The organism is Saccharothrix sabaoui (genome assembly GCF_051756985.1).
Classification (GTDB): Bacteria; Actinomycetota; Actinomycetes; order Mycobacteriales; family Pseudonocardiaceae; genus Actinosynnema.
The window spans coordinates 55,304-79,122 of sequence record NZ_JBPKJK010000011.1 but is presented as its reverse complement, the minus strand read 5'-3'; the positions used below and the strand labels follow the sequence as shown (position 1 = coordinate 79,122).

At 70.9% G+C, this 23,819-nt stretch carries 15 protein-coding genes and 1 pseudogene; 6 read left to right on the top strand and 10 right to left on the bottom strand.

All coding sequences use genetic code 11. The annotated features are described in order from the left end of the window. The first annotated feature begins 88 nt into the window (after positions 1 to 88). The 3 genes from ACR807_RS05615 to ACR807_RS05605 are packed head-to-tail and all read left to right on the top strand — an operon-like array spanning position 89 to position 3,491. Positions 89 to 310: a hypothetical protein gene (locus ACR807_RS05615; protein WP_438920119.1), complete on the top strand. Its 222-nt coding sequence runs from the start codon at positions 89 to 91 to the stop codon at positions 308 to 310. 44 nt (positions 311 to 354) lie between these two features. Further along, entirely contained in the window at positions 355 to 2,034 is a 1,680-nt protein-coding gene (locus ACR807_RS05610; protein ID WP_438920118.1) for an NAD(P)/FAD-dependent oxidoreductase, read from the top strand. After that, positions 2,034 to 3,491, top strand: coding sequence for an ATP-binding protein (locus tag ACR807_RS05605; protein WP_438920117.1), 1,458 nt, complete (start codon positions 2,034 to 2,036; stop codon positions 3,489 to 3,491). Before ACR807_RS05610 ends, ACR807_RS05605 begins: the two co-directional genes overlap by 1 nt. On the opposite strand, the gene ACR807_RS05600 is transcribed toward ACR807_RS05605, so the two are convergent. Further along, on the bottom strand, positions 3,479 to 3,709 hold the full coding sequence (locus tag ACR807_RS05600; RefSeq protein WP_438920116.1) for a hypothetical protein: 231 nt from the start codon (positions 3,707 to 3,709) through the stop codon (positions 3,479 to 3,481). The two genes, ACR807_RS05605 and ACR807_RS05600, sit on opposite strands and share 13 nt — an antisense overlap. 9 nt (positions 3,710 to 3,718) lie before the next feature. After that, positions 3,719 to 3,910: pseudogene (locus ACR807_RS05595) on the bottom strand (putative glycoside hydrolase); the annotation flags it as partial. A 784-nt stretch (positions 3,911 to 4,694) separates the two neighbouring features. Here ACR807_RS05595 and ACR807_RS05590 point away from each other — a divergent pair. Together ACR807_RS05590 and ACR807_RS05585 are read left to right on the top strand one after the other, a co-directional pair. Further along, positions 4,695 to 5,024, top strand: a complete 330-nt coding sequence (locus tag ACR807_RS05590) for a hypothetical protein (protein WP_438920115.1) — start codon at positions 4,695 to 4,697, stop codon at positions 5,022 to 5,024. 318 nt (positions 5,025 to 5,342) lie between these two features. Continuing rightward, complete coding sequence (locus tag ACR807_RS05585) at positions 5,343 to 6,440, top strand: HesA/MoeB/ThiF family protein (protein WP_438920114.1); 1,098 nt, start codon at positions 5,343 to 5,345, stop codon at positions 6,438 to 6,440. A gap of 27 nt (positions 6,441 to 6,467) precedes the next feature. Here the strand turns inward: ACR807_RS05585 and ACR807_RS05580 are convergent, their stop codons facing one another. The 7 genes from ACR807_RS05580 to ACR807_RS05550 form a co-directional block, all read right to left on the bottom strand. Then, complete coding sequence (locus ACR807_RS05580) at positions 6,468 to 8,597, bottom strand: ATP-binding protein (RefSeq protein ID WP_438920113.1); 2,130 nt, start codon at positions 8,595 to 8,597, stop codon at positions 6,468 to 6,470. A 308-nt stretch (positions 8,598 to 8,905) separates the two neighbouring features. Further along, positions 8,906 to 10,396 carry a TRAFAC clade GTPase domain-containing protein gene (locus ACR807_RS05575; protein ID WP_438920112.1) on the bottom strand — a complete coding sequence of 497 codons (1,491 nt, stop codon included), beginning with the start codon at positions 10,394 to 10,396 and terminating at the stop codon, positions 8,906 to 8,908. Next, the gene (locus ACR807_RS05570; RefSeq protein WP_438920111.1) at positions 10,393 to 11,403 is read right to left on the bottom strand and encodes a hypothetical protein; all 1,011 of its coding nucleotides are present in this window, start codon (positions 11,401 to 11,403) and stop codon (positions 10,393 to 10,395) included. Before ACR807_RS05570 ends, ACR807_RS05575 begins: the two co-directional genes overlap by 4 nt. A 17-nt stretch (positions 11,404 to 11,420) precedes the next feature. Then, a complete protein-coding gene (locus tag ACR807_RS05565; protein ID WP_438920110.1) occupies positions 11,421 to 13,970 on the bottom strand; it encodes a hypothetical protein in 2,550 nt (849 codons plus the stop codon). A gap of 1 nt (position 13,971) precedes the next feature. Then, entirely contained in the window at positions 13,972 to 15,501 is a 1,530-nt protein-coding gene (locus tag ACR807_RS05560) for an Hsp70 family protein (RefSeq protein WP_438920109.1), read from the bottom strand. Beyond that, positions 15,485 to 17,302: an SPFH domain-containing protein gene (locus tag ACR807_RS05555; protein ID WP_438920108.1), complete on the bottom strand. Its 1,818-nt coding sequence runs from the start codon at positions 17,300 to 17,302 to the stop codon at positions 15,485 to 15,487. The genes ACR807_RS05560 and ACR807_RS05555 overlap by 17 nt, the downstream gene beginning before the upstream one ends. Continuing rightward, positions 17,295 to 18,929, bottom strand: coding sequence for a protein kinase domain-containing protein (locus ACR807_RS05550; protein ID WP_438920107.1), 1,635 nt, complete (start codon positions 18,927 to 18,929; stop codon positions 17,295 to 17,297). Before ACR807_RS05550 ends, ACR807_RS05555 begins: the two co-directional genes overlap by 8 nt. A 65-nt stretch (positions 18,930 to 18,994) precedes the next feature. Here ACR807_RS05550 and ACR807_RS05545 point away from each other — a divergent pair, with 65 nt between their 5' ends. Then, positions 18,995 to 19,537: a transposase gene (locus tag ACR807_RS05545; RefSeq protein WP_438920106.1), complete on the top strand. Its 543-nt coding sequence runs from the start codon at positions 18,995 to 18,997 to the stop codon at positions 19,535 to 19,537. A 483-nt stretch (positions 19,538 to 20,020) separates the two neighbouring features. On the opposite strand, the gene ACR807_RS05540 is transcribed toward ACR807_RS05545, so the two are convergent. Beyond that, positions 20,021 to 23,701, bottom strand: coding sequence for an AfsR/SARP family transcriptional regulator (locus ACR807_RS05540; protein ID WP_438920105.1), 3,681 nt, complete (start codon positions 23,699 to 23,701; stop codon positions 20,021 to 20,023). Positions 23,702 to 23,819 lie beyond the last annotated feature (118 nt).

The window sequence follows — 23,819 nt, the reverse complement described above, 5'->3', positions numbered from 1 at the left end:
CGGTCCGCTGTTGTCCGCGCGCCCCGGGATGTGCTGGAATCAGGCCACCGCCGCGTGGAAAGCGTTTTCCGACCGAGGGAGCCGAATCGTGCGAGCACTCGTCCTCGCGGCCGTCGCCGCTGTCGCCGCGCTGGTGCCGGCCGGTCCGGCGCGGGCCGCGGACATGGACTACTGGCAGTACGTCACCACCTTCACCACGGAGGAGGCGTGCCACGACTACGTCGAGGAGAACCGCCCCTGGGACGTGGACGAGTACGCGTGCGACCCGAAGAACTCCCGGTGGGACCTCTACTGGATCTTCCCGACCTGACCCCCGGTCCGGCCCCGCCGCGTGTGGGAGCATTCACCGTGGACATGACGACACCTCAGGTCTCGAAGCCCTCGATCCTGACCGTGGACGACGACCCCGGCGTGTCCCGGTCGGTCGCACGTGACCTGCGCCGCAAGTACGGGGAGCACTACCGGGTCGTGCGGGCGGAGTCCGGGGCGCGGGCGCTGGAGGCGCTGGCCGAGATCAAGCTGCGCGGCGAGGAGGTCGCCGTCCTGCTCGCCGACTACCGGATGCCCGGCATGAGCGGCCTGGAGTTCCTGGAGGAGGCGATGGACCTCTTCCCCGCCGCGCGGCGGGTGCTGCTCACCGCCTACGCCGACACCGACGCGGCGATCCGCGCCATCAACGTCGTGGACCTCGACCACTACCTGCTCAAGCCGTGGAACCCGCCGGAGGAGAAGCTGTACCCGGTGCTGGACGAGCTGCTGTCGGCCTGGGGGGCCACCGACCGGCGCCCGGCGCGGCAGGTGCGGGTGCTGGGGCACCGCTGGTCCGCCCGCTCCTACGAGGTGCGCGACTTCCTGGCCCGCAACTCGGTGCCGTTCCGCTGGCACGCCGTGGACGACGCCGACCCGGAGTCGGGCAGGCTGCTCGCCGCGGCCGGGCAGGACGGCTCCCGGCTGCCCGTGGTCATCACACCCGCGGGTGAACCGATGGTGGAGCCGTCGGACGCCGAGCTGGCCGACCGCGTCGGCCTCACCACCCGGCCGTCCACCGACTTCTACGACCTGATCGTGGTCGGCGGCGGCCCGGCCGGCCTCGGCGCGGCGGTGTACGGCGGGTCCGAGGGCCTGCGCACGGTCCTCGTCGAGCGCCGCGCGACCGGCGGCCAGGCGGGCACCAGCAGCCGCATCGAGAACTACCTGGGCTTCCCCGACGGCGTGTCCGGCGAGCAGCTCACCGAACGCGCGCGGCGGCAGGCGCTGAAGTTCGAGGTGGAGGTGCTGACCGCGTGCGACGTGGTCGCGCTCGACCGGCGCGGCTCGGCCCGCGTGGTGCGGCTGGGCGACGGCACCGAGCTGGCCGCGCACACCGTCGTGCTCGCCACCGGCGTGTCCTACCGGGTGCTCGACGCGCCGGGCCTGGGCCCGCTGACCGGTCGCGGCGTGTTCTACGGCGCGGCCACCACGGAGGGCCCGTCGTGCGCGGGGCAGGACGTGTACCTCGTCGGCGGCGCGAACTCGGCGGGCCAGGCGGCGCTGTACTTCGCCCGGCACGCGCGCCGCGTCGTGCTGCTGGTGCGCGGCGACTCGCTCGCCCGGTCCATGTCGCACTACCTGGTCGAGCAGCTGGCCCGGGTGGACAACATCGAGGTGCGCACCTGCACCGAGGTCGTCGGCGGCACGGGGGAGCGGCACCTGGAGAGCATCACGCTGCTGCACAACAAGACCGGCGAGACGACGACCGTGCCCGCGTCGTGGTTGTTCGCGTTCATCGGTGCCGCGCCGCACACCGACTGGCTCGCCGGCACGCTGGAGCGCGACGAGCGCGGGTTCGTGCTCGCCGGGCCCGACCTGGTGGCGGACGGCCGGCCGCCTGCGGGCTGGGAGCTCGACCGGCCGCCGTACCACCTGGAGACCAGCCTGCCGGGCGTGTTCGTGGCGGGCGACGTGCGCGCGGACTCGGTCAAGCGGGTCGCGTCCGCCGTGGGCGACGGGGCGATGGCCGTGTCGCTGGTCCACCGCTACCTGGAGAGGTCCTGATGGAGAACCTGGCGGTCGGGGACCTGCGCGGGCTGTTCCTGTTCGAGCACCTGTCGGAGGGGCAGCTGGCCTGGCTGGTGGCCCACGGGCAGGTCGAGACGCACGCGGCCGGTGAGCGGGTGATCCGCGAGGGCGAGCCCGCGACGTGCTTCTTCGTGCTGCTGGACGGCACGGTCGCGCTCAGCCGGGTGATCGGCGGGCAGCGCGTGGAGACCAACCGCACCGACCACCGCGGGTCGTACTTCGGCGCGACCCAGGCGTACGTGGGCGCGGAGGCGCCGCTGCCCGGGACCTACCAGATGACCGCGGACGCGATCACCGACGTGCGGGTGTACCAGCTGCCCGCCGACGAGTTCGGCGCGATCTTCCGCGAGTGGTTCCCGATGGCCGTGCACCTGCTGGAGGGCCTGTTCTTCGGCATCCAGAACACCCAGCGCATCGTGAGCCAACGCGAACGGCTGCTCGCGCTGGGCGCGCTGTCGGCGGGCCTGACGCACGAGCTGAACAACCCGGCGGCGGCGGCCGTGCGGGCCACGTCGGCGCTGCGCGGGCGGGTCGCCGGAATGCGGCACAAGCTGGCGCTGCTGTCGGCGGGCAAGCTCGACCCGCAGGCGCTGCCGGTGCTGGTCAAGCTCCAGGAGAGCGCCGTGGAGCGGGTGGCGAAGGCGGTCGAGCTGGGGCCGATGGAGGCCGCCGACCTGGAGGACGAGGTCGCCGACTGGCTCGCCGACCGCGGCATCGCCGGCGGCTGGGACCTGGCGCCCGTGCTCGTCGCGGGCGGCCTGGACGTCGAGTGGCTGGACCGGGCCGCCGCCGAGTGCCCGACCACGGCGACCGAGGCGGCCGTGCGGTGGCTCGCCTACACCGTCGAGACCGAGACCCTGATGAACGAGATCGAGGAGGCCACCACCAGGGTGTCCACCCTGGTCGGCGCGGCGCGCGACTACTCGCAGGTCGACCGGGCCCCGTTCCGGGTGGTCGACGTGCACGAGCTGCTCGACTCGACGCTCGTCATGCTCGGCGCGAAGCTGCGCGACGGCGTCGAGGTGGTGAAGGACTACGACCGGTCGCTGCCGCCGCTGACCGCCTACGCGGGCGAGCTGAACCAGGTGTGGACCAACCTGGTGGACAACGCGGTCGCCGCGATGGGCGGGCGGGGCACGCTCACCGTGCGCACCTACCGCGACGCCGACCACCTCGTGGTGGAGATCGGCGACACCGGCACCGGCATCGCGCCCGAGGTGGTGGGGCGCATCTTCGAGCCGTTCTTCACCACCAAGGAGGTCGGCGAGGGCACCGGGCTCGGCCTGGACATCTCGTGGCGCATCGTGGTGGACCACCACCGCGGCGACATCGACGTCCGGTCCGAGCCCGGTGACACCCGCTTCACCGTCCGGTTGCCGCTGTCAGCACGCCTTGCGCAGGACGCTGCCGGAGGTGCCGTTCAGCGCCACTGACGTGACGGCCGTGCCGCCCTGGGTCCGGTAGATGCCCGGTACGCGCCGGTGGGCGCGCCCAAGTCCCAGTCGTACTCGGCGTGCCACGGCAAGGCGTCGCCGTAGCCGCCGGTCGGGTACTCCGCCGGGCACCGGCCCTCGTGGTAGGCGTCGCAGGGGAACAGCGCGTTGTCCATGAAGACGCCGTCGAACCCGGCCGCCCTGCTCGCCGCGTCCACGGCGTCGGCTCACGCGCGCTGGTTCCGGGGGTCGCCCACATCCATCTGCCAGTGGCCCGGGTACCCGCTGTACTCGAACCACTTCCCGGAGGCGTCGGTGAGAAACCACCCGGGGTGGTTCCGGTTCGCGTCGTAATATCCCACGCCGGCCGGAAATTGCCGGTCGTCGATACCGTCGCGGCACGCGTAGGAACAGGTCGAGGAAAGGTCTTTCTACACGAAGGTGGAAATCGCCGGGTTCACCGCCTTGAACTTCGCGTCGAGATCCCCCTCCCGCGCGTTGAACACCACGTAGCTGCGCCGCTTCGCCTCCTTGACCAGCACGTCATCGCTTATGGGAGTGACGTTCACGCCCTGCCGAGCGTCCAGACGTGGGACCCGTCCCACCCTTCGCGGCGAAGGTAGAGGATTACGACGGCAATTGAGCGGCGACGACGCCGGCCTGACCAAAAGGGCACATCCCCGTAGCGCGTCTCCCAAGGGCGTTCCGCGTACATCCTGACCGGACAAGGGAGCGAATTCCGGCATCCGCTCCGAGGGGCACGAATGAACTGCCGAGGGCCGGACTTGGTAGCGGCTTACCTGTGGCCATGGGTACTCGACCGAGGCGCGCGCCGGACCATCCCCGCTCGCGCGGGGAAGACTTGCTGTGGACGTCCGCCGACTGGGGCGGCACCGGACCACCCCCGCTTGCGCGGGGAAGACATTTTGTGACCAGTGAGTTTATAGGAAGTGGTATGCGTTTTTATTCGATTCGTTCGGGTCTCGTATGTGGCCGCATGCGGCCCGAAGGGGAGTCCTGTGCAAATCCGTATCGCTGCTGCGGGCAGGTGGCTATCGGCGCCGATGGCCACCTGGTGACCGCCATCGGCGAGCCGCAACCGAGCAGCCGCAACTACCGCACGGTCTACCGCGACTCGGCATCGCCGACGTGCTCTAGGAGCGACCCGTCACGGCCGACGGCGACTACCAGGGCACCCCAGAGGTGATCACGCCCTACTGCAAATCCCACGACAACAGTGAACTCGTCGACTGGCAGGAAGACCTCAAGACCGTCCACCGCAGCGCCCGCGCCGAACATGCCCTGACCCGCATGAAAAACTGGACCATCCTGCGTGGCTGCCGCCGCGCCGCCCACACCCTGCGCGACACCGCCCCCGGATCGCACGACTCCACAACCTCACTGCCTGACCGGCGACATCTCGAACCACTCACTGCAAAGGTCGGTTACGTGACGCCCGTCTTGGCCGGGAAGGAACCGGTGTTGCCGGACAGGTCCACGGCACGGCGGATACAAGACCACCCGTTCGGGTGAGTCGTTGTCCCGGTCTTGTCCCCCTGGCTGTCTCCGGTTCTGTCCCGGGGTGCGCCGCATCCTCTTCTCGGCCGACGATCCGCCGGCCGCTACAGGAGAGGAGGACCAGGGTGAACCCGCTCCGGTTCCACATCCCGCCGCCGGACGAGGCGCAGCCGCCGCGTCCGTGTCTGCCCCTTCCCGCCCTGTTCCGCCTCGATCGGCAGGGACGGAGGTGAGGGCATGATCATCATTTTGATTCCGGTGACGCGGGAGTTCGGCGGCACCGATCCCGACAGCAACATCAACGGCTGACACGTGTGGAGAGGATGAGGTGCGATGTCGCGTCCGCGTATCAAGTACGAGCACCGGCCGGTCCGTCTCGATGAGGGTCTGGTGCGGATCGGTGGTCCTCTGCCGGGGGTCGCCGCGACGATCCCGGACCCGGACGGCACGGTGTGGGCGCTCCTCACCCTCCTCGACGGGTCCCGCACGGTGGACCAGGCGGTCGCCGACCTGGTCCACCACCACCCCCACGAGCCGTCCGACACGGTCCGCGCGGCCATCGACACGCTGGTCGCCGCCGGCTACCTGGAGGACGCCGACGAGCCGGCCCCCGAGGGCCTGACCGACGCCGATCTCGAACGGTACGGTCGGGGCCGGGCATTATGGCGGTCGATGGACACGACCCCCCGTGCCACGAGCTGGCACGCACAGCTGGCGCTGCGGCAGGCGCGGGTCACGATCGTCGGTGTCGGAGGGGTCGGCAGCACCGCTGCCCTCGCCTTAACCCAGTCCGGAATCGGCGCGCTGCACCTGGTCGAACCGGACGTGGTGGAGCTGTCCAACCTCAACCGGCAGGTCCTCTACACCGAACACGACCTGGGCCGCCCCAAGATCGACGCCGCCATCGAGGCGTTGCGGCGGCACAACGGTGAAGTCGAAGTCACCGGTGAACGGACCACCATGGGTGGTGTCGAGGTGCTGCGGCAGTTGGCGACCGGGTGCGACGTGCTGCTGATGGGCGCCGATACCCCGCGCACGATCCGGTCGTGGACCAACCGGGCGTGCCTGGACACCGGCACCGCCTGGGTCGACGGCGGCTACCGCGGAGCCCGTGTGAGCGTCGGCGTGTTCGTGCCCGGCCAGGGCCGGTGCCGGGAGTGCGGGCGCTCCGCTGCGCGGGCGCGTACTACCGCTCCGGTCGCGTTCCGGACCGGTGACACCCGGGAGGACGAGGTGCACGCGGTGAACGCGGTGTCGGCCGGGATCGCCGGGCTGTTGTCCGCGCACGCCGTGATGAGCCTGATCACCGGCGTCCCCCGGCTGCGGGCCGGCCGGTGGCTCACCTACAACCTGGTCACCCTGCGGCACGCCGAGGACGACCACGAGGACCCGGACCCGGATTGCCCCGCCTGCGGCTCCACCACGGCGTGAACCACCGCTCCACCCGGCCCCGGTGGGTCAGCGGGAGAGGTCGTCGGCCCGGTGCAGGAGATGACCGGCGCGCGGGTCGCCGAGATCCGACAGGATCCCGGCGGCCCGCCGCAACCGGTCCGCGGCGACGACCGGCCGGCCGGTGGCGGCCAGCGACCCGGCCATCGCCTCCAGCACCGCGGCCAGCTGCGGTTTCCTGTCCTCGTGCGTGGCGTAGACGTCCACGACCTGCTCCCACAGCCCGATCGCCATGTCGTGCCCGCCCAGTCCCTGCCACGCCGTCGCCGACTGGTGCCGGCCGTAGGCGATCGTCAACACGTCGCCGTTGCGGCTGCGCCATTCCCAGGCCCGCTGCGCGTAGTCCAATGCCTCGTCGAACCTGCCGCGCGCCGCGGCGACCCCGGACAGGTTGCCCAGCACCATCGCCTCGGCCACCTCGTCGCCCACCCGCACGGCGATCTCCCACGAGGCCCGGTAGAACCCGTCGGCCTCCTCTAGGCGCCCCTGCGTCCGCCGCAGGCTTGCGAGCCCGGACAACGCCCACTGATGCCAGTCGGGGTTCCCCGTGCGCTCCGCGACTCCCTGCACGGTCCGGTACTCCGCCTCGGCCGCCTCGAACTCCCCCGTACCCCGGTGGCTGTGCCCCTTCAGATCCCGCAACAGCACCTCGGCCGGGACGTTCCCCGACGCCATCGCGGCGTCCACGCCCCGCGACACCGCCTCCGCACCCTCGGACCACCACGCCTGCGGGCCCGACCACAGATGACGCGACGCCACACCCAACGCCACCACCACCGGATGCAGGTTCCGCTCCACGGCCATCCGCTGCACCGCCGACAACACCGTCCGTTCCCGACGCAACCACCCCACCGCCTGCTCCCGATCCGCCACGAGGGCCGAGACGTCCCGCGCCTCCACCGGCATCGGCACCGATGTCGCCCGCGGGAACAGCCACCGGTCCGCCGCCACCGCGACACCGGCGTACCAACCCGCCAGGCGCGTCACCGCCTCCTCCCGCCCCGCCGGGACCTCGTCCAGCTCGGCGCGCAGCGCGGCGTAGTCGTGCAACAGGTCGTGCATCCGATACCGCCGGCGGTCCACCGGCTCGATCAGGTGCTGCTCCGCCAACTCCTCCAGCGCACGCATCGCGGAACGGAGGTCCAGCGCGGCCAGGGCGGCGACGGCGTGCGCCCCGAACTCCGGCACCGGGTGCAACCCCACCAATCTGAACACCCGCGTGTGCACCGGGTCGAGCCGGGCGTAGGACCAGTCGAACACCGATCGCACCCCACCCGACCCCCGCCACGACCCGTCCAGCCCGATGATGCCCCGCTGCTCCTCCCGGATCTCCTCCACCACGTCGGCCACCGACAGGAACGGACGCGACGCCACCCGCGTCGCCGCCACCCGCACCGCCAACGGCAACCGCGCGCACACCCCCACCAGTTCCGCGACCGCGTCGGGTTCCGCGCCGGTCCGGGCCGCACCCACGACCCCCTCCACCAAGCGCACGGCGTCCACGGCGTCCAACACGTCCACCGCGATCCGCCGGACCGCCTCCAGCACCACCAACTCCGACAGCGCGCCGCGACTGGTCACCAACGCCAGCGACCCCGCCGCGCCGGGCAACAACGGACGTACCTGTTCGGCGGATCCGGCGTTGTCCAACACGACCAATACCCGCCGGGCCGCCGCCAACGACCGGAACAACGCGCCCTGCGCCTCCACGCCCTCGGGAATCCGCCGCTCCGCGACACCGAGCGCGGTCAGGAAGTCCGTCAGTACCACGTGCGGGGACAGCGGTGCGCTCGGGCCGTAGCCGCGCAGGTTCACGAACAACGTGCCACCGGGGAAACGGTCCTGGACGCGGTGCGCCCACCACACCGCCAACGTCGACTTCCCCACCCCGGCCGAACCGTCCAACGCCACGACCACCGCCCCGCCGCCGGCATTCGGCTCCGATCCCGCGAGCAGGGCGTCGAGAGCGGCGACCTGGGCGTCACGTCCGCAGAAATCGGGAACCGCGGCCGGCAGTTGTTGCGGCGCCACCACGGCTTCCGTAGAGGGCGGCAGCACCACCTGATCGATCCGGCCCGCCTGCACCGACACCCCGTGGATCGTGCCGCCCATGTCGTTGCTGACACCACCATCGACCATGAGTTCCAAGTCTGGCCGCAACACCGCCAGGAAAGTGCCCTCTGACCGATACATCACTCCGTCGGCTGAGTCACGCCCCAGCGGGGGCGGGCTTGTCGACGAGTGGCTCTGTCGCTGATTGTGCGAAGAGCACAGCAGGGTGATCTCAGGCGACACCCGGCGTCGAGGCCTCTAGGCGTACCCACGCCCGGGCGGTGTTCGTCGTCAGAAGAAGGCCGTGCAGACGAGGGTCAGCAAGCCGATCGAAGCGAGGGCGGACAAGAGCAGGAGGACGCGGGCCACGGCGCGGCCGCGGTCGGTCGACGAGGTCATGGGGTGCTTCCCGTCAACAGCCAGTGGATGGGGGCGGCCGGGTCGTCGTGGGGATCGGTGGAGGTAATGAGGTAGGTGACCACGAAGTAGCGGACGTGGGGGAAGTGGTGTTCCGCGGAGTGGACGAGGTCGGCGTGGCCGTGGGCGATGAGCCACGCGCGGACTGCGGCGGGGCGGTCCGGTGGGCGAGTGGCGTAGGGATGGGTGGAGCAGGGGAGGGTGTCGCCCTTGGTGACGACGACTGCGATGCGGCGCGGTGTGGCGGTGTCGTACTCGGTGAGGGTTTCGGTGAGCAGGTCGAGGACGGTCTTGGGGTCGGTGCCGGACGTGCGGGAGGCGGCGAGGACATCGGGGTCGGCGCGGGCGCGAACGGCGGGAAGTGCGAGCGGGTCGACGACGAGGACCACGCCGTCGCTGAGGGCGAGGAAGGCGGAGTCGGCGATGCGGTCGGCGTCCTGCACGATCTCCCCTGCCGCGTCGTAGAGGTGCAGGAGCCGGTTGCGCACCCGCAGGGTGTGCGAGACAGGTTGGCTCACCGGCGTGCGCGGCGGGAAGAGCCCGTTGGCGAGGAGGGCGCCGGTTTCGGCCAGTCTGCTGTCGGTGAAGGGGTCCGCGGGGACGGCGTCGTGACCGGACCTCATGCAGGCGACCGCGCTGTGCAGGAACACCGACTTCCCGGCGCCGGTACCGCCGACCACCGGGACGTGACGCGTGGGCATCGTCTGGGTCGGGGAGGGAAGGGAGGCGCCGCAGCCGCCACACCGCGGGGAGAGACCGCGTTTGCCGGTGAGCAGCAGTGTGGGCAGGTCCTGGCCGCACCGGCAGGTGCGGAGGAACACGCCCTGCGCGCCCGGGACGAGCGCGTGGTGCTCGCGACCGCAGGGGCAGACGAACATCGGGCGGGCGAGTCGGGTGTGGCAGCGGGGGCACTCCGTCGTGATTCCCCTCAGCACCAGGGAAACCGCCTCGAACAGCCACAACGTGCCGGCGAGGAGGCGGAAACCCGTTACCGCGGCGGTGAGGAACACCAGCTGCACCAACCAGGTGGTGGCCAGCAGGACGAGCGCGATGGTGTAGCCGATGGCGATCCCGATGCGCCCTACGAACGCGAAGAACGGCACCATGGGCGAGCCTGTGGTGACCTGGGACTCCTGGACCGGGCGCACCCGCCGAAGCCCGTTGCCCGCGAAGCCCTCGTCTAACTGGGCCAACACGCGCTGGTGCAGCGCTGCGAAGCAGGCGACGCCGAGGCGCCGGTGGTCGCGCAGAGCCGGGCCGGACAGGTACCGCCGGTCGGCTGGATCGGGCAGCGTGTCCAGCGCCAGGTGCTCGGTGTTCGCCCGGACGCCGAGGCAGTCGAGTGCTTCCCGGATGACGGCGACCAGCGCCAACGTGAGGCTGAACGCGACCGCGGCGGCGAGGACCGGCCCGGTGATCACGAGCATGAACACGGCCAGCAGCAGGTAGAGGAGGAGTCGGGCGATCACGAGGTCGTCCTCTCCTCACCCCGGAAGGTCGGTATCGCGCCGAACTCGGCGAGCAGCCACAGCAGCGGGTCCTCCACCCGGTAGGGCACCGGTTCCCGACTGCCGTCCGCTCGGTCGCCGAGCGCTGTCGCAGCGAAGTATCGGTGGCGGCGGAAGGCGGTGTGGGCACCTCGGATGAGGTCCGTCCTGTTCCAGCGGTAGAGCCAGGCAGTGGTTTCGTGGTGGACGTCCACCCCGTCGGACACCGCGTAGCCGCCTGTCCGGGGCACGGGTCGCAACAGCGGCGACCCGGGGTCGACCATGTCCCACACGGTGTCCAGTTTGGTCAGCACAACGGCCAGGGGCAGGCTGATCCGGGTGCGGGGGCGCAGGCCGCGCGCTGAGCGCATGGACTCGGCCAGCCCGGCGATCCCCGCGTCGCCGGGCACGGCCCCGGGCTCGACGGCCAGGACGAGGCCGTCGGCGTGCGCCAGGTTCCCCGCGGTCCCGTCGGCGCTGTCGTAGAACGCGATCACCACGGCCCGCCCCCGAGGTCGGACGCGCAGGCTGACCAGCAGCGGCTCGGGGCCGGTGGTGCGGTGCAGGACGGTTTCGGCGACCAGCACGCGATCTCGCTCGTGCCGCAGCCTGCTCTTCTCACCGAGCACGTCGAGGGACATCCCGGGGAAGCGGTCGTCCAGGTGCCCTTTCGCGACCCGCCGGATGACCGACGCCAACCAGGTGCTCTTACCGGCTCCCGTCGTCCCGAGCACGGCGACCACCTTCGGGCGGCCCTCGACGTACTCGCGCGGCACGGCCTGCCCACAGGCCGGGCACACCCGGCGGGCCTTCGGAGCACGTCCGTGCGGGCACTTGCCCTTGCGCGCGACGGACACCGGGAATTCGATCGCGGTCTCGCCGCAGCGCGAGGCGCACTGCCTCAGGTACGCCATCCCTGGCGTCCGGGTGTGGCAGTAGGGGCAGGCCGGGACGCGCCGGGCCGGGACGTTCCAGGTCGGAGCACGCACAGCGGTCTCCTCTCGGGTCAGGGCACGACCAGGAAGTGCGGGGCGGGGTGGGCGAGCTCGACCGTCTCGTCCAGGGAGAACGCGCGCAGGAACACCGGCCGCCGCAGGTGGCGCGGCACCCGGAACCGGACGGGCTCGGGCGGGCCGGGGGCAGGCAGCCGCAGGACCTCGACACCGTCCTCGGGTGCCAGCGGACGCGACCCGGACTTGGCGACGACCGCGATGTCGGGGGTGAATCCCGGATCGTGCACGGTGACCAGCAGTTCGCCCCGTCGCCACCAGGCCGCGCGCCGGACGCTGTAGTGCACCTCGCGCAGCCGCGTCGAGCACACCGTGACCATCGGCCCGAATCGGCCGGAGTCCACGACCGACACCCCGAACCAGTGCTCGCCGGGCAGGGTCGCGGTGATCCGCGCGCCGCGGCCCGCGTACGCGGACCTGCTGATCTCGACCGCGGTGGCCTGCGGGTCCAGCGGCCCGGTGGGCGGCCCGTCCACCCGCCAGACCACCCGCACATCGGTGGCCCACATCGGCCACTGCCACGTCAGCACCACCTGTGGGCCGAATCGCCTGGCGTGCAGGCCGGTGACCGGTTCCAGTGTCGCAGTCACCCGCGTCGCCGGGCCGATGGCGGCGAGCGGGCCGGACACCGTGACCGGCACGAGCACCCGCTGCCCTGCCAGGTCCGCCAGCGGGACCGACGCCCGGCCCGTGTCGCTGACCGCGACCACCCGGCCCGCGACCACCGCGTCGGCGGCGGCGAGGACCTGTGGCGCGGGCGCGACCCCGTCGTGCGGGACGCGGACCACCAGCGGAGTACCGCTGTGCCTGGTCCAGGTCAACTCCACAGTGTCGCCTGAAAGGCTGGCCTGCAGGTCGTCGACCTGGCGCGGGTTCCCCGGACACTCGCCGTGGACCGTCAAGCCCGCGCTGTCCTCGGGCTTGCCGGCCCGGCCGGGATAGCGGGCGCGCACGAGGTAGCGGTACTGCACACCGGGCACCACGGCGGTGTCGTCGAACCCGGTCCCGTCGCGCGTGGCGATCTCCGCGGTGTCGCCCGACGGCGCGATCCTGCTCACCGATGCCCCGACAGCTCCGGGAGGCAACCGCCAGCGGCCGTGCACCGACAGCATCGTCGACTCGACCGCCAGGTCCAGCACCTCCGGCGTCAGCACGACCTCCCTGCTGTGCGCCATCCCGCCAGGGACACCGTTCCTCAAAGTCTGCACCGTGTAGGACGTCCGCACCCCGAAGGGCGGCACGTCGGACAGCACCAAGGCGTCGGTGTCGTGGGCGATCACCGTCCCGCCCCGGCTGACCCGGTAGGTCAGCTGACCCGCAGTGGATGTCGACTTCCGCCACGTGATGACGACGGCGTCGTGATGTGCGCGCGCGGACACCTCGGCGGGTGCGGTGGCCGGACAGCGGCGCAGGCCCGACTTGATCGCGGGGTCGGTCAGCTCCCGACCAACTGCCAGGTAGCGGGCCGCCGCGTCCTCCGGCGCGGTGTCCTCCAGTTCACGGGCAGCCGCGAGATCGGCGGTCAACCGGTCCACGGTCGCGGCCAGCGCGTCTCGGACCCGCTCCCAGTCCCCGGTCAGCCGCCTGCTCGACAGCACCACGAGCGCGGCGTGCAGCCTGCCGTCGGCGACGGCTTGCCGGTAATCGGACTCCCAGTCGGATCGGTGCGTGCGTCGGCACCAGACGGCGTAGGCGAGCGTGTCGGGGTCGCGGGGGAGACCGCTCGCGACGCTCCGCTGCGGGTCGGCTGCGGCGAGGAAGCTGACCTCCTGATAGCCCAGCAGCACGGCCACCGACAGTTCGGTGAGGAACTCGTGGCGCAGCAGCGGGCTCAGCCCGTCGGGCTCGACCAGCGCTTGTTCGACGATCTTGAGCACGGTCAGCTCAGCCTCGACACCCGCTCCTCGTCGGGTCCGCAGATGTGCGCGTCTGCGCCGGAGTGCGTCGGCGTGGACGTCCGGGCCGCCGGACGACAGGTTCCTGGTCAGGTACTCCCACAGGTTGGGGGTCCCGAGGTCGTCCAGCGCGGCGGTGATCCGGCGCGACCGGGGCGTGTCCGGCGGGATGTCGAGGCTCGCGGGCTCGCGCTCGACCGCCCGGTGCTGTTCGAGCGCGGCCAGGACGTCCGGGCGGCTCCAACGGCCCGCGGACTGCCGGACGAGGGCCGCAACGGCGGCGCCGGGCATGCCCGGCGCGGACCGCAGGAACTGGTCGACCACCTTGGCGAGGGCGGAGCGCTCCGCCGCTACGGCGGTCCGGTGCACCGAACGCTCGCGCGGATCTCCCAACATCCGCGCGGCGATCGGATGCCCGCGCCGCAGCCGTTCCACGGCCCGGGTGCGCTCACGCAGTTCGGGCATGCCCCACAGCTCCGGAATGGAGGTCAGCGCCGAGTCGACCTCGTCGGCGGTGCAGTCGGCGGGCAGCCGGTACACCCGGAACAGGTTCCGGTGGGGCGACCACCCCGTCTCGACCGGCGTGATGACGTCGTCGAGGTAGGCGCGGACATCGGCCTCACGGAGTCCGGGAAGGTCCGTCTCTGCCATGTCACCGCCGCAGGCCGGGCAGTGGCGCGACGGTGTCGGTGTCGCGGCCGCGGACCTGGGTTTCGATCCTCAGCCGCGCGCCGTTGGCCGCGTGGGCGTCGATCCGCAGCACTCCGTCGACGCCCAGGGAGAAGTCGAGCTCGACCGGGTCACCACGTCTGCCGTCCCGCGGCAGCCCTTCCAGGGTGCGCTCGTCGAGCCGGAGGTGGTCGGCCTCCTCGTCGGACAGCACATCCGTCATGGACTCGTACACGGCGACCCGCATCGCGGTCTGCCCGTCGCGCACTGTGCACAAGGTGTGCCGTCCGCTGGTGGGCAGCGGGGTGTTCGGGACGATGATCCAGTGCATCGTGCTGCTGCTGAGCGAGGGGCGACCGGCATCGCGCATGATCAGCACGCCGTAGCCCTTGGACGTCACGTCCACGACCTTCCGGGACTCGCCTGCGGCGACCTGGGCGGCGCCCTTGGCGACCACCAGTTCCGCATCGGCCGCGAGCCGGGGCGTGGGCAGGTGCGGGAACGCTTCGTCGAGCCTCCTCGCCACGGCGGGCGTGCGTGACATCCCGCCGACCAGGAGGACGTCGTCGATCGTCGACACCCCGGCGGCGCGGGCCTGCTCGATGAGGTCGGCGGTGAAGTCGAGGGTCCGGTCGAGCAGGTCGGAGGTGGCCGTCTCGTAGTCGTTGCGGGAGATCACCATGCGGTGCACACGGCCCTGCGCGGTCCGCAGGGTCAGCAGCTGCTCGGTGGAGGTCGACAGCGCGACCTTCACCGCCTGCGCCCGTCCGAGCAGACCTGCCATCAGTCGCGGCGACGTCCGAGGATCCTCCTCGTCGGAGAGGTCGCCCAACTGGTCGAGGACGAGGTCGACGAGCACCCGGTCCCAGTCGGCGCCGCCGAGACGGGCGTCCCCGCCGGTCGCCACGACACGGACCTCGTCGGGGAACATGAGCACGACGGTGACGTCGAAGGTGCCGCCGCCGAGGTCGTAGACGAGGACCGCCCGCCCGGCCGGGGTACCGCGCAGGCCGCTGGCCAGCGCCGCCGCGGTCGGTTCGTTGACCAGGTCGAGCACGTCCAGCCCCGCGATGTGGCCTGCCTCACGGGTGCGCGTCCGCTCCGCCGTCCCGAAGTAGGCGGGGACCGTGACCACGGCACTGGCGAGCGGACCATCGGCGGGCACCGCGGTGCCGAGCGCCTCGAGCGCGTCCTCGACGGCCTGCCGCAGGATGAGGGCTGAGATCTGCTCGGGCCGCAGGTGCCCGCCGGGGACCGCGACGGTGTAGTCGCCGCCGATCTCGCGCTTGATCTCGGTGATCACCCGCCCCGGCTCGTGCGCGCGCTGGTCGAGCGCGAGGTCACCCACCACAGCGGTGCCGTCCGCATCGAGGTACACAGCCGACGGGGTGGTCGCGCCGCCCTCCCGGTTGCTCAGCACCCTGACCTTCCCGCTGCCGTCCACCACGCAGACGCACGTGGCGGTCGTGCCCAGGTCGATTCCCAGGCGAGGACGATCAGCGCCGGTCGTCATGCTCGTCCTCTTTCCGTTCGTAGGCCTCGGTGATCTGCGCCGGCCGCGGCTGCACGTCCGCGGTGTCCAGCACCCACACGGGAAGCTGTCCGTCGCGCTGCGAGACGCCACGGACCCGCCTGGGGAGGTCGAGGATTCCGGGGTCGTTCGACGCGACGAGGACCTGGGGGACCTGGCGGCTCGCATCGATCCTGGCCATCCGCTCCGCCGCGACCTGGTCACGACCCAGGATGCGGACGTCCTCCTCGAGCTCCGCCGACCGCTTCAGCTTCTCCTGCTTGATGCTCTCCCTCTTCAGGTCCGTCTCCACCGCCGCGTTGATCAGTTGCTGGCCGAGTTGCCTGCTCTGCTGCCGCAGCTTCGCGATGTGCCGGAACTCCTCGTTCATCTCGTCGGACCGGAACTTGATCGCCCCGATGGTCGTCAGCCTGGGGGAGACGTTCTGCTCCCGAAGCGCCTGTTCGACCAGGGTTTTCAGCTCGGCGCGGACCTGGTTCTGATCGCTGATGAACTCCTCGATGAGGTGGCTGTTGGACACCTCGTTGAAGTAGCCCTTGACCACCACACCGAGCAGGCGGGTGACCAGCCGCTGCACCGCGGCCGACTTGCGCACGCCTGCGGTGCCGTGCTCCTCGTCGTCCTCGCCGAACCGCTTGACCAGGTGCGGCGCGGTCTCCGGCGGGATGGCGAAGGTCTGGGTGAGTTCGACCGAGACGTGGAACCCGTCCAGGGTCACCTCGATCAGGTCCAGTTCGGAGTCGTAGCGGTCGGCGCTGACGTCCTTGCGCCCCCAGGAGAGGATCAGTTCCCGTGAGGGGATGCGCACCACGCGGGCGAAGAACGGGTTGATCGCGTAGGTGGAGCCGCCCGGGAGCACCTCCGACTGCGGACCGAACTGCCCGCCGTTGGCCAGGAAGATCCAGGGGAACTGGAAGCTCTCGTGGCCCTCGATCTTCGGCGCGGGTTCGGCGGCGTTGACCGGGTGCAGGCCTTCGGTGACGATGACGACACCGGTCTCCTCGCTCTCCACCGACACCAGTCGCAGGTCCTCCGGCTCCAGGTAGTGGTGCGACAGCGGGACCGTCTCGAGGTCCAGGTGGTTCTCGGTGAGGACGTTGAACATGTCGGTGTTGATGGCGTAGTTGCCGCCACCGGGGAGCAGCGCCTGCTGCGGTCCCTGCTGCCCACCGTCGTCGAGGAACTTCACCCCCTCCTGGAAGTAGTTGCACTCGACGTGCCGGGCGAGGGTGTGGCCGTACGGCATGATCTCGCCCACCTTGGCCACCACGACGCCGATGGTCCTCAGCGGGACGTAGGTGCGTTTGACGATCTTCACGTCGAAGACGGTCGGGTGGATGGCGTACTGGCCGCCGCTGTTCAGGATCTCGATCTGCGGTCCTTGCTGCCCGCCTCCGTCGAGGAACGTCTCGAAGTCCTGGAAGTGGTCGCACGGGACGTGCCGGGCGATGGGTTGCCCGTGCTCCAGCGAGCCGCCCATCTTGGCGTGCACGATCCCGATCGAGTCCATCGGAATGCTGATCATGTCCTGGAAGTGCACCAGGTAGAGCCGACGTGGACGGAAGTAGATGCGACCGCCGATCAGCAGCCTGCTCTGCCGGTTCACCGCCTTGGCGAGCGAACCGGCGCGCCGGAACGAGCTGTACTTGCGGGTCACGACGACGAACTGGCCCAGCGGAACGTCCAGGATCGACCGCTTGACCTGCTGCACGACCAGCACGAGGAAGCCCAGCCCGGCCAGGATGGCGAGCCCCGGCACCACGAACCCGATGACGTCACCCACTGCGCCGCTCCTCACTGATCCGGTCGTGCACCGCGGTGACCGTCATGCTCCAGTTGTCGTACCAGCCGTAGGAGCGCTTGGGTGGGCGCAGTGTCGGGAAGAACCCGGGGACGTCCGCACGGTCGGCGACCCACGTCTCGTAGTCGTCGGAGACGATGCCCTCACGGCTCCACCCGAAGGCGCGGGCCAGGGTGAACATCCTGTTCCGCGAGTTCTCCGGCAGCAGCGCCCGCTGGGCGCGGAAACCGTGCCTGCCGCCGGTCTCCTCCTGCCACACCTCGGCGAACTCGCGCAGGAACGCGGTACCGAGGTGACTGACGTGGGACCGGGTCATCCAGCCCTCGTCCGTCCGCCCGGCTGCCGCGAGCAGCATGTCGGTGGTCAGCCTGTCGGCCGTGACGAGATCACCCGCTCGCAGCGCGGTGCGCACCGCCGCGATGAGCGCCGCCGTGCGGTCCACCGGGCTGGTGGCGTCGTGCGTTCGCGGCTCTGTGCGCACCAGGGCACGCAGCTGCGTGAGATGAGCTGGACCGGGCAGTGCGCTGGCACGCGCGTCGAGGAAAGCGTCCGGCTGCCGCGGACCGGCCAGGACGATCCGCCGGACGGGAATGTTGAGCCGTTCCGCGGCGAGTCGCATGTCGACGGTTTCCGGGGTGGGTCGGTCGGTGTCCAGGACCAGCAGCACGCCGGCACCGTTGAGGGTGTCCGGAATGGTGGAGGTCCGTACGGTGAAACCGTTCTCCGCCAGGAGTTTCCGCAGCCGGATCGCGTATCCATCCTGGGGTGGACTGCAGACCACCACGGACGCGGCCACCGATTCCAGTTCGGCGGCCACCTCGTCGGCGTCCGGCCGGTCCCGTTCCCGTTTCGACAGTGCCAGGCCCACCATCTCGCGCACCTCGCCCGGCACCGCGCGCAGGTCCGGGTCCGCGCCGAGGATGGCCGGGATGACCTCGCCCGCCGCGCCGTCGCCGAACGGCCCTCGCCCGGTCGCGGCGTAGAAGACTACGCACCCCCACGCGAAGACGTCGGACTTCACCGACGCGGTGCCGCCTCCTTTGACCAGTTCCGGGGCTTGGTAAGGCAGGGTTCCCATCACCTTCCCGGTGCTCGTCAGGCGACCGATGTCGGCGACGGTGGTCGCGATGCCGAAATCGATCAGCACGGCGCGCACCGCGCCGACCATCACGTTGGAGGGCTTGAGATCGCGGTGGATCAGCCCTTCCCGGTGGATGTCGCGCAGCGCCCGTGCGGTGTCGCGGGCGAGCGAGACGACGCGTTCGGCGGGGAGACCCCTTCCGGGTACCGCCAACCGGTCGAGCGCCTGTCCCCGGACCACCTCCGTGGCCACGTAGAGCGGGTCGCCCACCACTTGCGAGTCGACCACCGTGGCGGTGTACTCCGAGCGCACCGCCCGTGCTGCCTCGATCTCCTGGGTGAACCGCTTGCGGTACACGGGATCGGCCGCGTGCGACGAGTGGATGACCTTCACGGCCACCTTTTCTCCGGACGACTCCGCCAGGTACACCGTCCCCATCCCGCCTGATCCCAGTCTGCCCCGAACCCAGTAGGGTCCCAGGCGTCGCGGATCGCCTGGCCTCAGCCCCTCGAACTCCCCAATGACCATTCGTCACCTTTCCGGCACACGAACGTCCCCCGACGCCTGCCACGCGCGAGCCCCACTTGCCCGCCGTGCGTCGCAAATACGATGCTAGCCCGGTTCGCGACAAAACTGTCTGGTTATCACGCTTTTGTCCTACGGGAGTCGGCTCTGCGTGTTCTCCTGGTGGTGAAATCTCAAGATCGATTGTTCTGTATTGGTCCGTGACCTGGAATGAGTCGTCTTGCCGTAAATCTGCGGATTTAAGGCCATGTCAAAATGATCTTGGAATACGGTCGATCGCCCGGGTTCGACCGTTGTGTGAGGAAAGGTCGACTTCCCCGGATCGTCGCCGACGAGTCGTAGCGAGAATCGAACCGCTGCTCCCGGTGATACAACGCCGCAGCGACCACCCCAGTCGCAGGCGGCTGGATGACCGCGAGGTGCTCTCGGTCGTCCTGTTCGTGCTTTACGCCGACATCCCGTGGGAGTCCTTGCCGTCAGAATGGGTTCCGCTCAGGCATGAGCGCATGGCGGCTACAGGGCCGGCACCAGTCGGAGGTGGCGACGGCTGCACGAGGACCTGCTCGCTGAACCGAACGCCGCGGGCGCATCGGACTGGCCGCGCGCGGTGATCGACGAGTCGACCGTGCCGGATCGGGCTCGAAGCACCACCCGATCACCGAAACGCGTGGCATCCCGCTCGCTGTATCCCCCACCGGCAGGCAACCGCAATGACGTCACCCAACTGATGCCGCTGATCGGCAACCTTCCCCCGCGAGGGGCGACACGGGCCGCTCGCGCCGACGCCCCGACATGCTCTACGCCGATCAAGACCACGACAGGTGCCGCAGGCTGGTGTGTGACAAAGGCACCAGACCCATGATCGCCGTCGTGGGTCGACCACGGCTCCTGACTGGGCGTGCACCGGTGGTGGTCGGGCAGTTCTCCGCTCCTGTGCACCGGTTCCGCCGCCTACGGGTCCGAGGGAAGATCCGCGATGACATCCACGATGCATTCCCGAACCTGGTCTGCGGCGTCATCTGCCGGCACCGCCTGCGCAACCTCTTGTTGAGTCAGAGGCGTCTGGCCCGCTCCTACCCTCAAGCGGACGTCTCTCACGGCCACCAGCGCCGCGCATCGTCGATCGCCGTAGCAAGGCTGTCGGGAAACCCGGGACCGGTGAGTTCGGCGAGCCTGGGGGCCGCCCCGTTCAAGAGCGCGAGACAAGTCGTCCGACTGACTGACCGCATCGTGCGGCGAAGCAGGGCGACCAGGTCTGGGCCCTGCAGAATCGTCGCAGCACGGGTCACCGCCGCGACCAGCAGCCCACGATCCCGGCTCGGTGCCGCCGCCACTGCCCGTGCGAGGTGAGCGGCGGAGCCGAGGACGGGCACCAGGCCGGTGAGCGCCCGCGTCCGAGCCTCCTCCGGGAGGAGTTCAGCGGCGGAAAGCGCGACATCCACCTCGGCGACGGCCAAACCGGGCGCAGCCGAGGCCAGCGCGCGAGCTCTGCGGAACGGGTCCTCCATCGCCAAGATCTCGGAGAGCCTGCGGGCAGGGGGCGGGGGAGGGCTGTGCCCCACGGCGGTAGTGCGCTCGTCGGGCAACGCGTATCCGGCCAGCACCCCGGCGCGGGTCCGGAGGTTGGCCGCTGCAAGGGCGTCGTCGGGATGGATGTCGGGGGCAGCGGTGATGGTGCGGGCCGCAGTCAGTGCGGCGGTAAGCACCGGTGGCCGCTCGCCGACGGGCAGCCGAGCTGCGACCGCCGTCAGCAGGACGGCCCGGGCGTCGAGGTCGGAGATCTCAGCCGCGGCGGCGAGCACCTCGGCAAGGTCATCGTCGGAACTGGTCGGGATCAGGGCGACGAGCTCGTCGACCCGTGCGGGTTCGCTGCCGTCCGTTGTGGCATTCTTCAGCAGCGCGCCGATTCGCGGCCGGGGCTTCTCGCGCGGCGTGGCGGTACCGGCTACAGCGGACACCGCGTCATCGACGAGGTGATCGGGCAGTTCCGGCAGAATTCGCCGGACGGTCTCCGCACGATCGTGCTCACCGGCGACGGACATCGCCGAATCCAGGGCATCCCGAAGCAGGTTCAGCCGGGGCTGCCCGTCCAGGCGTCGCGCGATGGCTGCCTGCGCGACGGCACGCCACCCGCCGTGCCGCACCCGGGACGCGATCGACACCGCGTCGGCCACGTCCGTCAGGTGCGGCGCTATCCGGGTCAGCACGTCGCCGGTGATGTGGGTGACGGGATCACGGGCAGCGGCCAGCGCCCACGCCACCGCCGGAGGACGAAGGTGATCCGGCAGGAGCGGGACCAGCGCGGCGAGCAACAGCGCCCTGGCAGGCGGGGCGTGCAGCCGACGGGCGTGCGCGACCGCCCGAGCCGGCGTCCACATCCCGGCCTTCACCAGGGCGACCACGAGGTCGGCCGGGATGTTCGCGGTGAGGCTGTTGATCGAGGAGGTCGCGAGCGCGCACCGCGCCTCGTCCACCAGCGTCGACGCGGGTCTGCCCGCGGCCAGCGCCTCGTCGGTTCGGTGTGCGAGGTGCACCCACAGGGCCGTGACGTCGGCGAGATAGTCGTCGACGGCGTCGGCGTGCTCGTGGACGGCGAACCACAGGTTGCCCGTCCTGTCCCCGACGGAGAGAAGCCGGCAGAGATCCTCGATCCGTCCGGCGTCGAGCAGGTGCCCCGCCAGGTGTCTCACCGCGTATCCCGATCCCGCTGTCAGCAGGTCGTGGTCGGCGGACAGTCGCGGCAACCCGGCGTCGAGCCCGCCGAACCTGCCGAGGTGGTGATCGATGATCCGGTGACGTGCGGTCGTCGCCGCGGCACCCAGGGTCTCGCTCCAATGCCAGTCCTCCTCGGCTCCGAGGTCGTCCAGAGGGCGGCCGTTCAGAAATTCCCGCAGGCTGGTGTGGTAGACGGCAAAGCTGCGGGCCGTCGGCCCCGCGCGCTCCACGGCGAGGAACGGCCGAAGGGTGCTGTGGCACCAGCGCCGGACCGCGGTCTCGTCGGCGTCGGCCGCCAGCGCGAGGTCGGCGGCGTTGAGCGGCTCCCCGATGACGGCGACCACGCCCAAAAGCCGCAACAGCCCGGCGTCCCAGTCCGGGCTCCTGCTCCAGCGATCCACGGTATCGGTGTAGTAGTGGGACAGACCCGATGGCAGAGTGGCGAGGTCCCGTACGTCACGAACCCCGTTGCGCAGTTCCTCGACGGCATAGCGCAGGTACACCCAGACGCCCCGGCACCGGTCCAACAGCGCGGCGATGACGTCCTCGCCGGCAAGCTCCGGCGGCAGCACCGCACGCAGGTGTGCCGCGACGTCGAGGCTGTTACGCGGATCGTCGGCCGCCAGCCGCACCACAGCCTGGTTGCCGCCGGCGCGCGCCGGCGGGTGGCCGGTCCGATAGGTGCCCACCACGAACACCCCGTCCGGCAGCACGAACGGCAGTCCCCACGGCTGCCCGTCGACCTCTGCCTCGTCCGCCCCGTCGACGACCAGGACCAGTCGGCTCCCCGCGGCCCGCGCCCGCTGGGCCGCCGCGCGGAGCACCACGTCGAACCCCTCCGGGGTGAACGCCCACTCCGGCACCATCGCGCCCGGCGCGATGTCCGCCAGTGTCCACCGTCGCACCAACTGGCCGACCAGGTTCTGCAACCCGACCCGCACCGTCGCGCCTCTGCTCACCCCGGCGAAGTGCCCCACCCACCCCCGCTCCCGCACCAGGAACGCCGCCAACGCCGTCTTCCCCACCCCGGCGTCCCCCTCGACCCAGACGTAGCCGCCGGACATCTCGGCCAGACGTTCGTCGATCTCCGCGAGCACCCACCCCCGCCCGGTGAACCCCTCGCTCAACACTCGCCCCGTCACTTGCCGGTGATCCCGGACGGCGTTCTCCACCGACACCGCGGCGGGGCCCGCCGGTACGGGGGTGATGGTGTGCCCCTGGCCCGCGACTACGGGACTGCCATGGACGACGTTGTCCACAGCTTGGCGGCCGGGGAACTCGGGCAGACCGGACGACAGGGTGCTGGCCACCCGTGGCACGGTGGCCACGGCTGAGGAGAGTCGGCGAGCATGAGCCAGTGTGCCCGCAGAGGGTTCGGCGCCGTAGGTCTGGCGCATCAGGGTAGTAAGGCGATCGATCCAGACGGGGACGGCGATGTGCTCTCCGAGCGCGCACAGGGCGCGGACGCCGAGAAGCAAGAACTCGTCCGTCGGGTGGTGCTCGACGAGGACGTGCAATTCCTGCAGCACCCGGTCGGCGTGGCCACTGCCCAGCAGGGCTTGCAAGTGGTGTGCTTTAAGCGTTCGATGCCAGGTGGCCATCTCCCCGCGGCGGCGGTCGGCCCAGTCGCCGGCGAGTCCGGCCAGCGGGGCACCCCGCCACAGGGCGAACGCCTCCTCGAACCGGTCCGGGTCACGGGTCTGTTGGGCGGTGCCGGCCAAGGTCCGGAACCGGTGGTAGTCCACCAACATCCGGTCGATGGCGAGCACGTAGAACCCGGGACGTGATCTGCTGTCCAGCCAGGCGCCATTACCACCCGCGCTGGTAAGAGCGCCGCGTATGTGCTTGGCGTAGGTCTGAATGGTGGACGCAGGTTTCCTGGCCTGTTTACCTTCCGGGTTGTCGGGCGACCACAGGCAGTCGATCAGCTTCCCGACGCTGACCGGCTCGTTCGGGGACAAGGCCAACACGGCCAACATGCACTTCTGCGTTCTTGTTTTCAGCTTGTGTTCGCCCTGGTCACTGTGAATCCCGACACCGTCCAACAGTCGGATCTCCACCCGCGCCCTCCCGGAAGGCTCGACCTGCCCGGAGTGTGACAGGCGATCTGCCGGGGGGATCCGCAACGGTGCGGGCTTCACCCGTTCGGACATGGTTTGCCCGGTGGTTGTCCACGGT

What these genes read in the sequence shown, in the direction of transcription:
- ACR807_RS05610 (WP_438920118.1), top strand. Translation starts at nt 355, where the DNA reads ATGACGACACCTCAGGTCTCGAAGCCCTCGATCCTGACCGTGGACGAC.
- ACR807_RS05605 (WP_438920117.1), top strand. Translation starts at nt 2,034, where the DNA reads ATGGAGAACCTGGCGGTCGGGGACCTGCGCGGGCTGTTCCTGTTCGAG.
- ACR807_RS05585 (WP_438920114.1), top strand. Translation starts at nt 5,343, where the DNA reads ATGTCGCGTCCGCGTATCAAGTACGAGCACCGGCCGGTCCGTCTCGAT.
- ACR807_RS05580 (WP_438920113.1), bottom strand. Translation starts at nt 8,597, where the DNA reads ATGGTCGATGGTGGTGTCAGCAACGACATGGGCGGCACGATCCACGGG.
- ACR807_RS05565 (WP_438920110.1), bottom strand. Translation starts at nt 13,970, where the DNA reads ATGGCAGAGACGGACCTTCCCGGACTCCGTGAGGCCGATGTCCGCGCC.
- ACR807_RS05560 (WP_438920109.1), bottom strand. Translation starts at nt 15,501, where the DNA reads ATGACGACCGGCGCTGATCGTCCTCGCCTGGGAATCGACCTGGGCACG.
- ACR807_RS05550 (WP_438920107.1), bottom strand. Translation starts at nt 18,929, where the DNA reads ATGGTCATTGGGGAGTTCGAGGGGCTGAGGCCAGGCGATCCGCGACGC.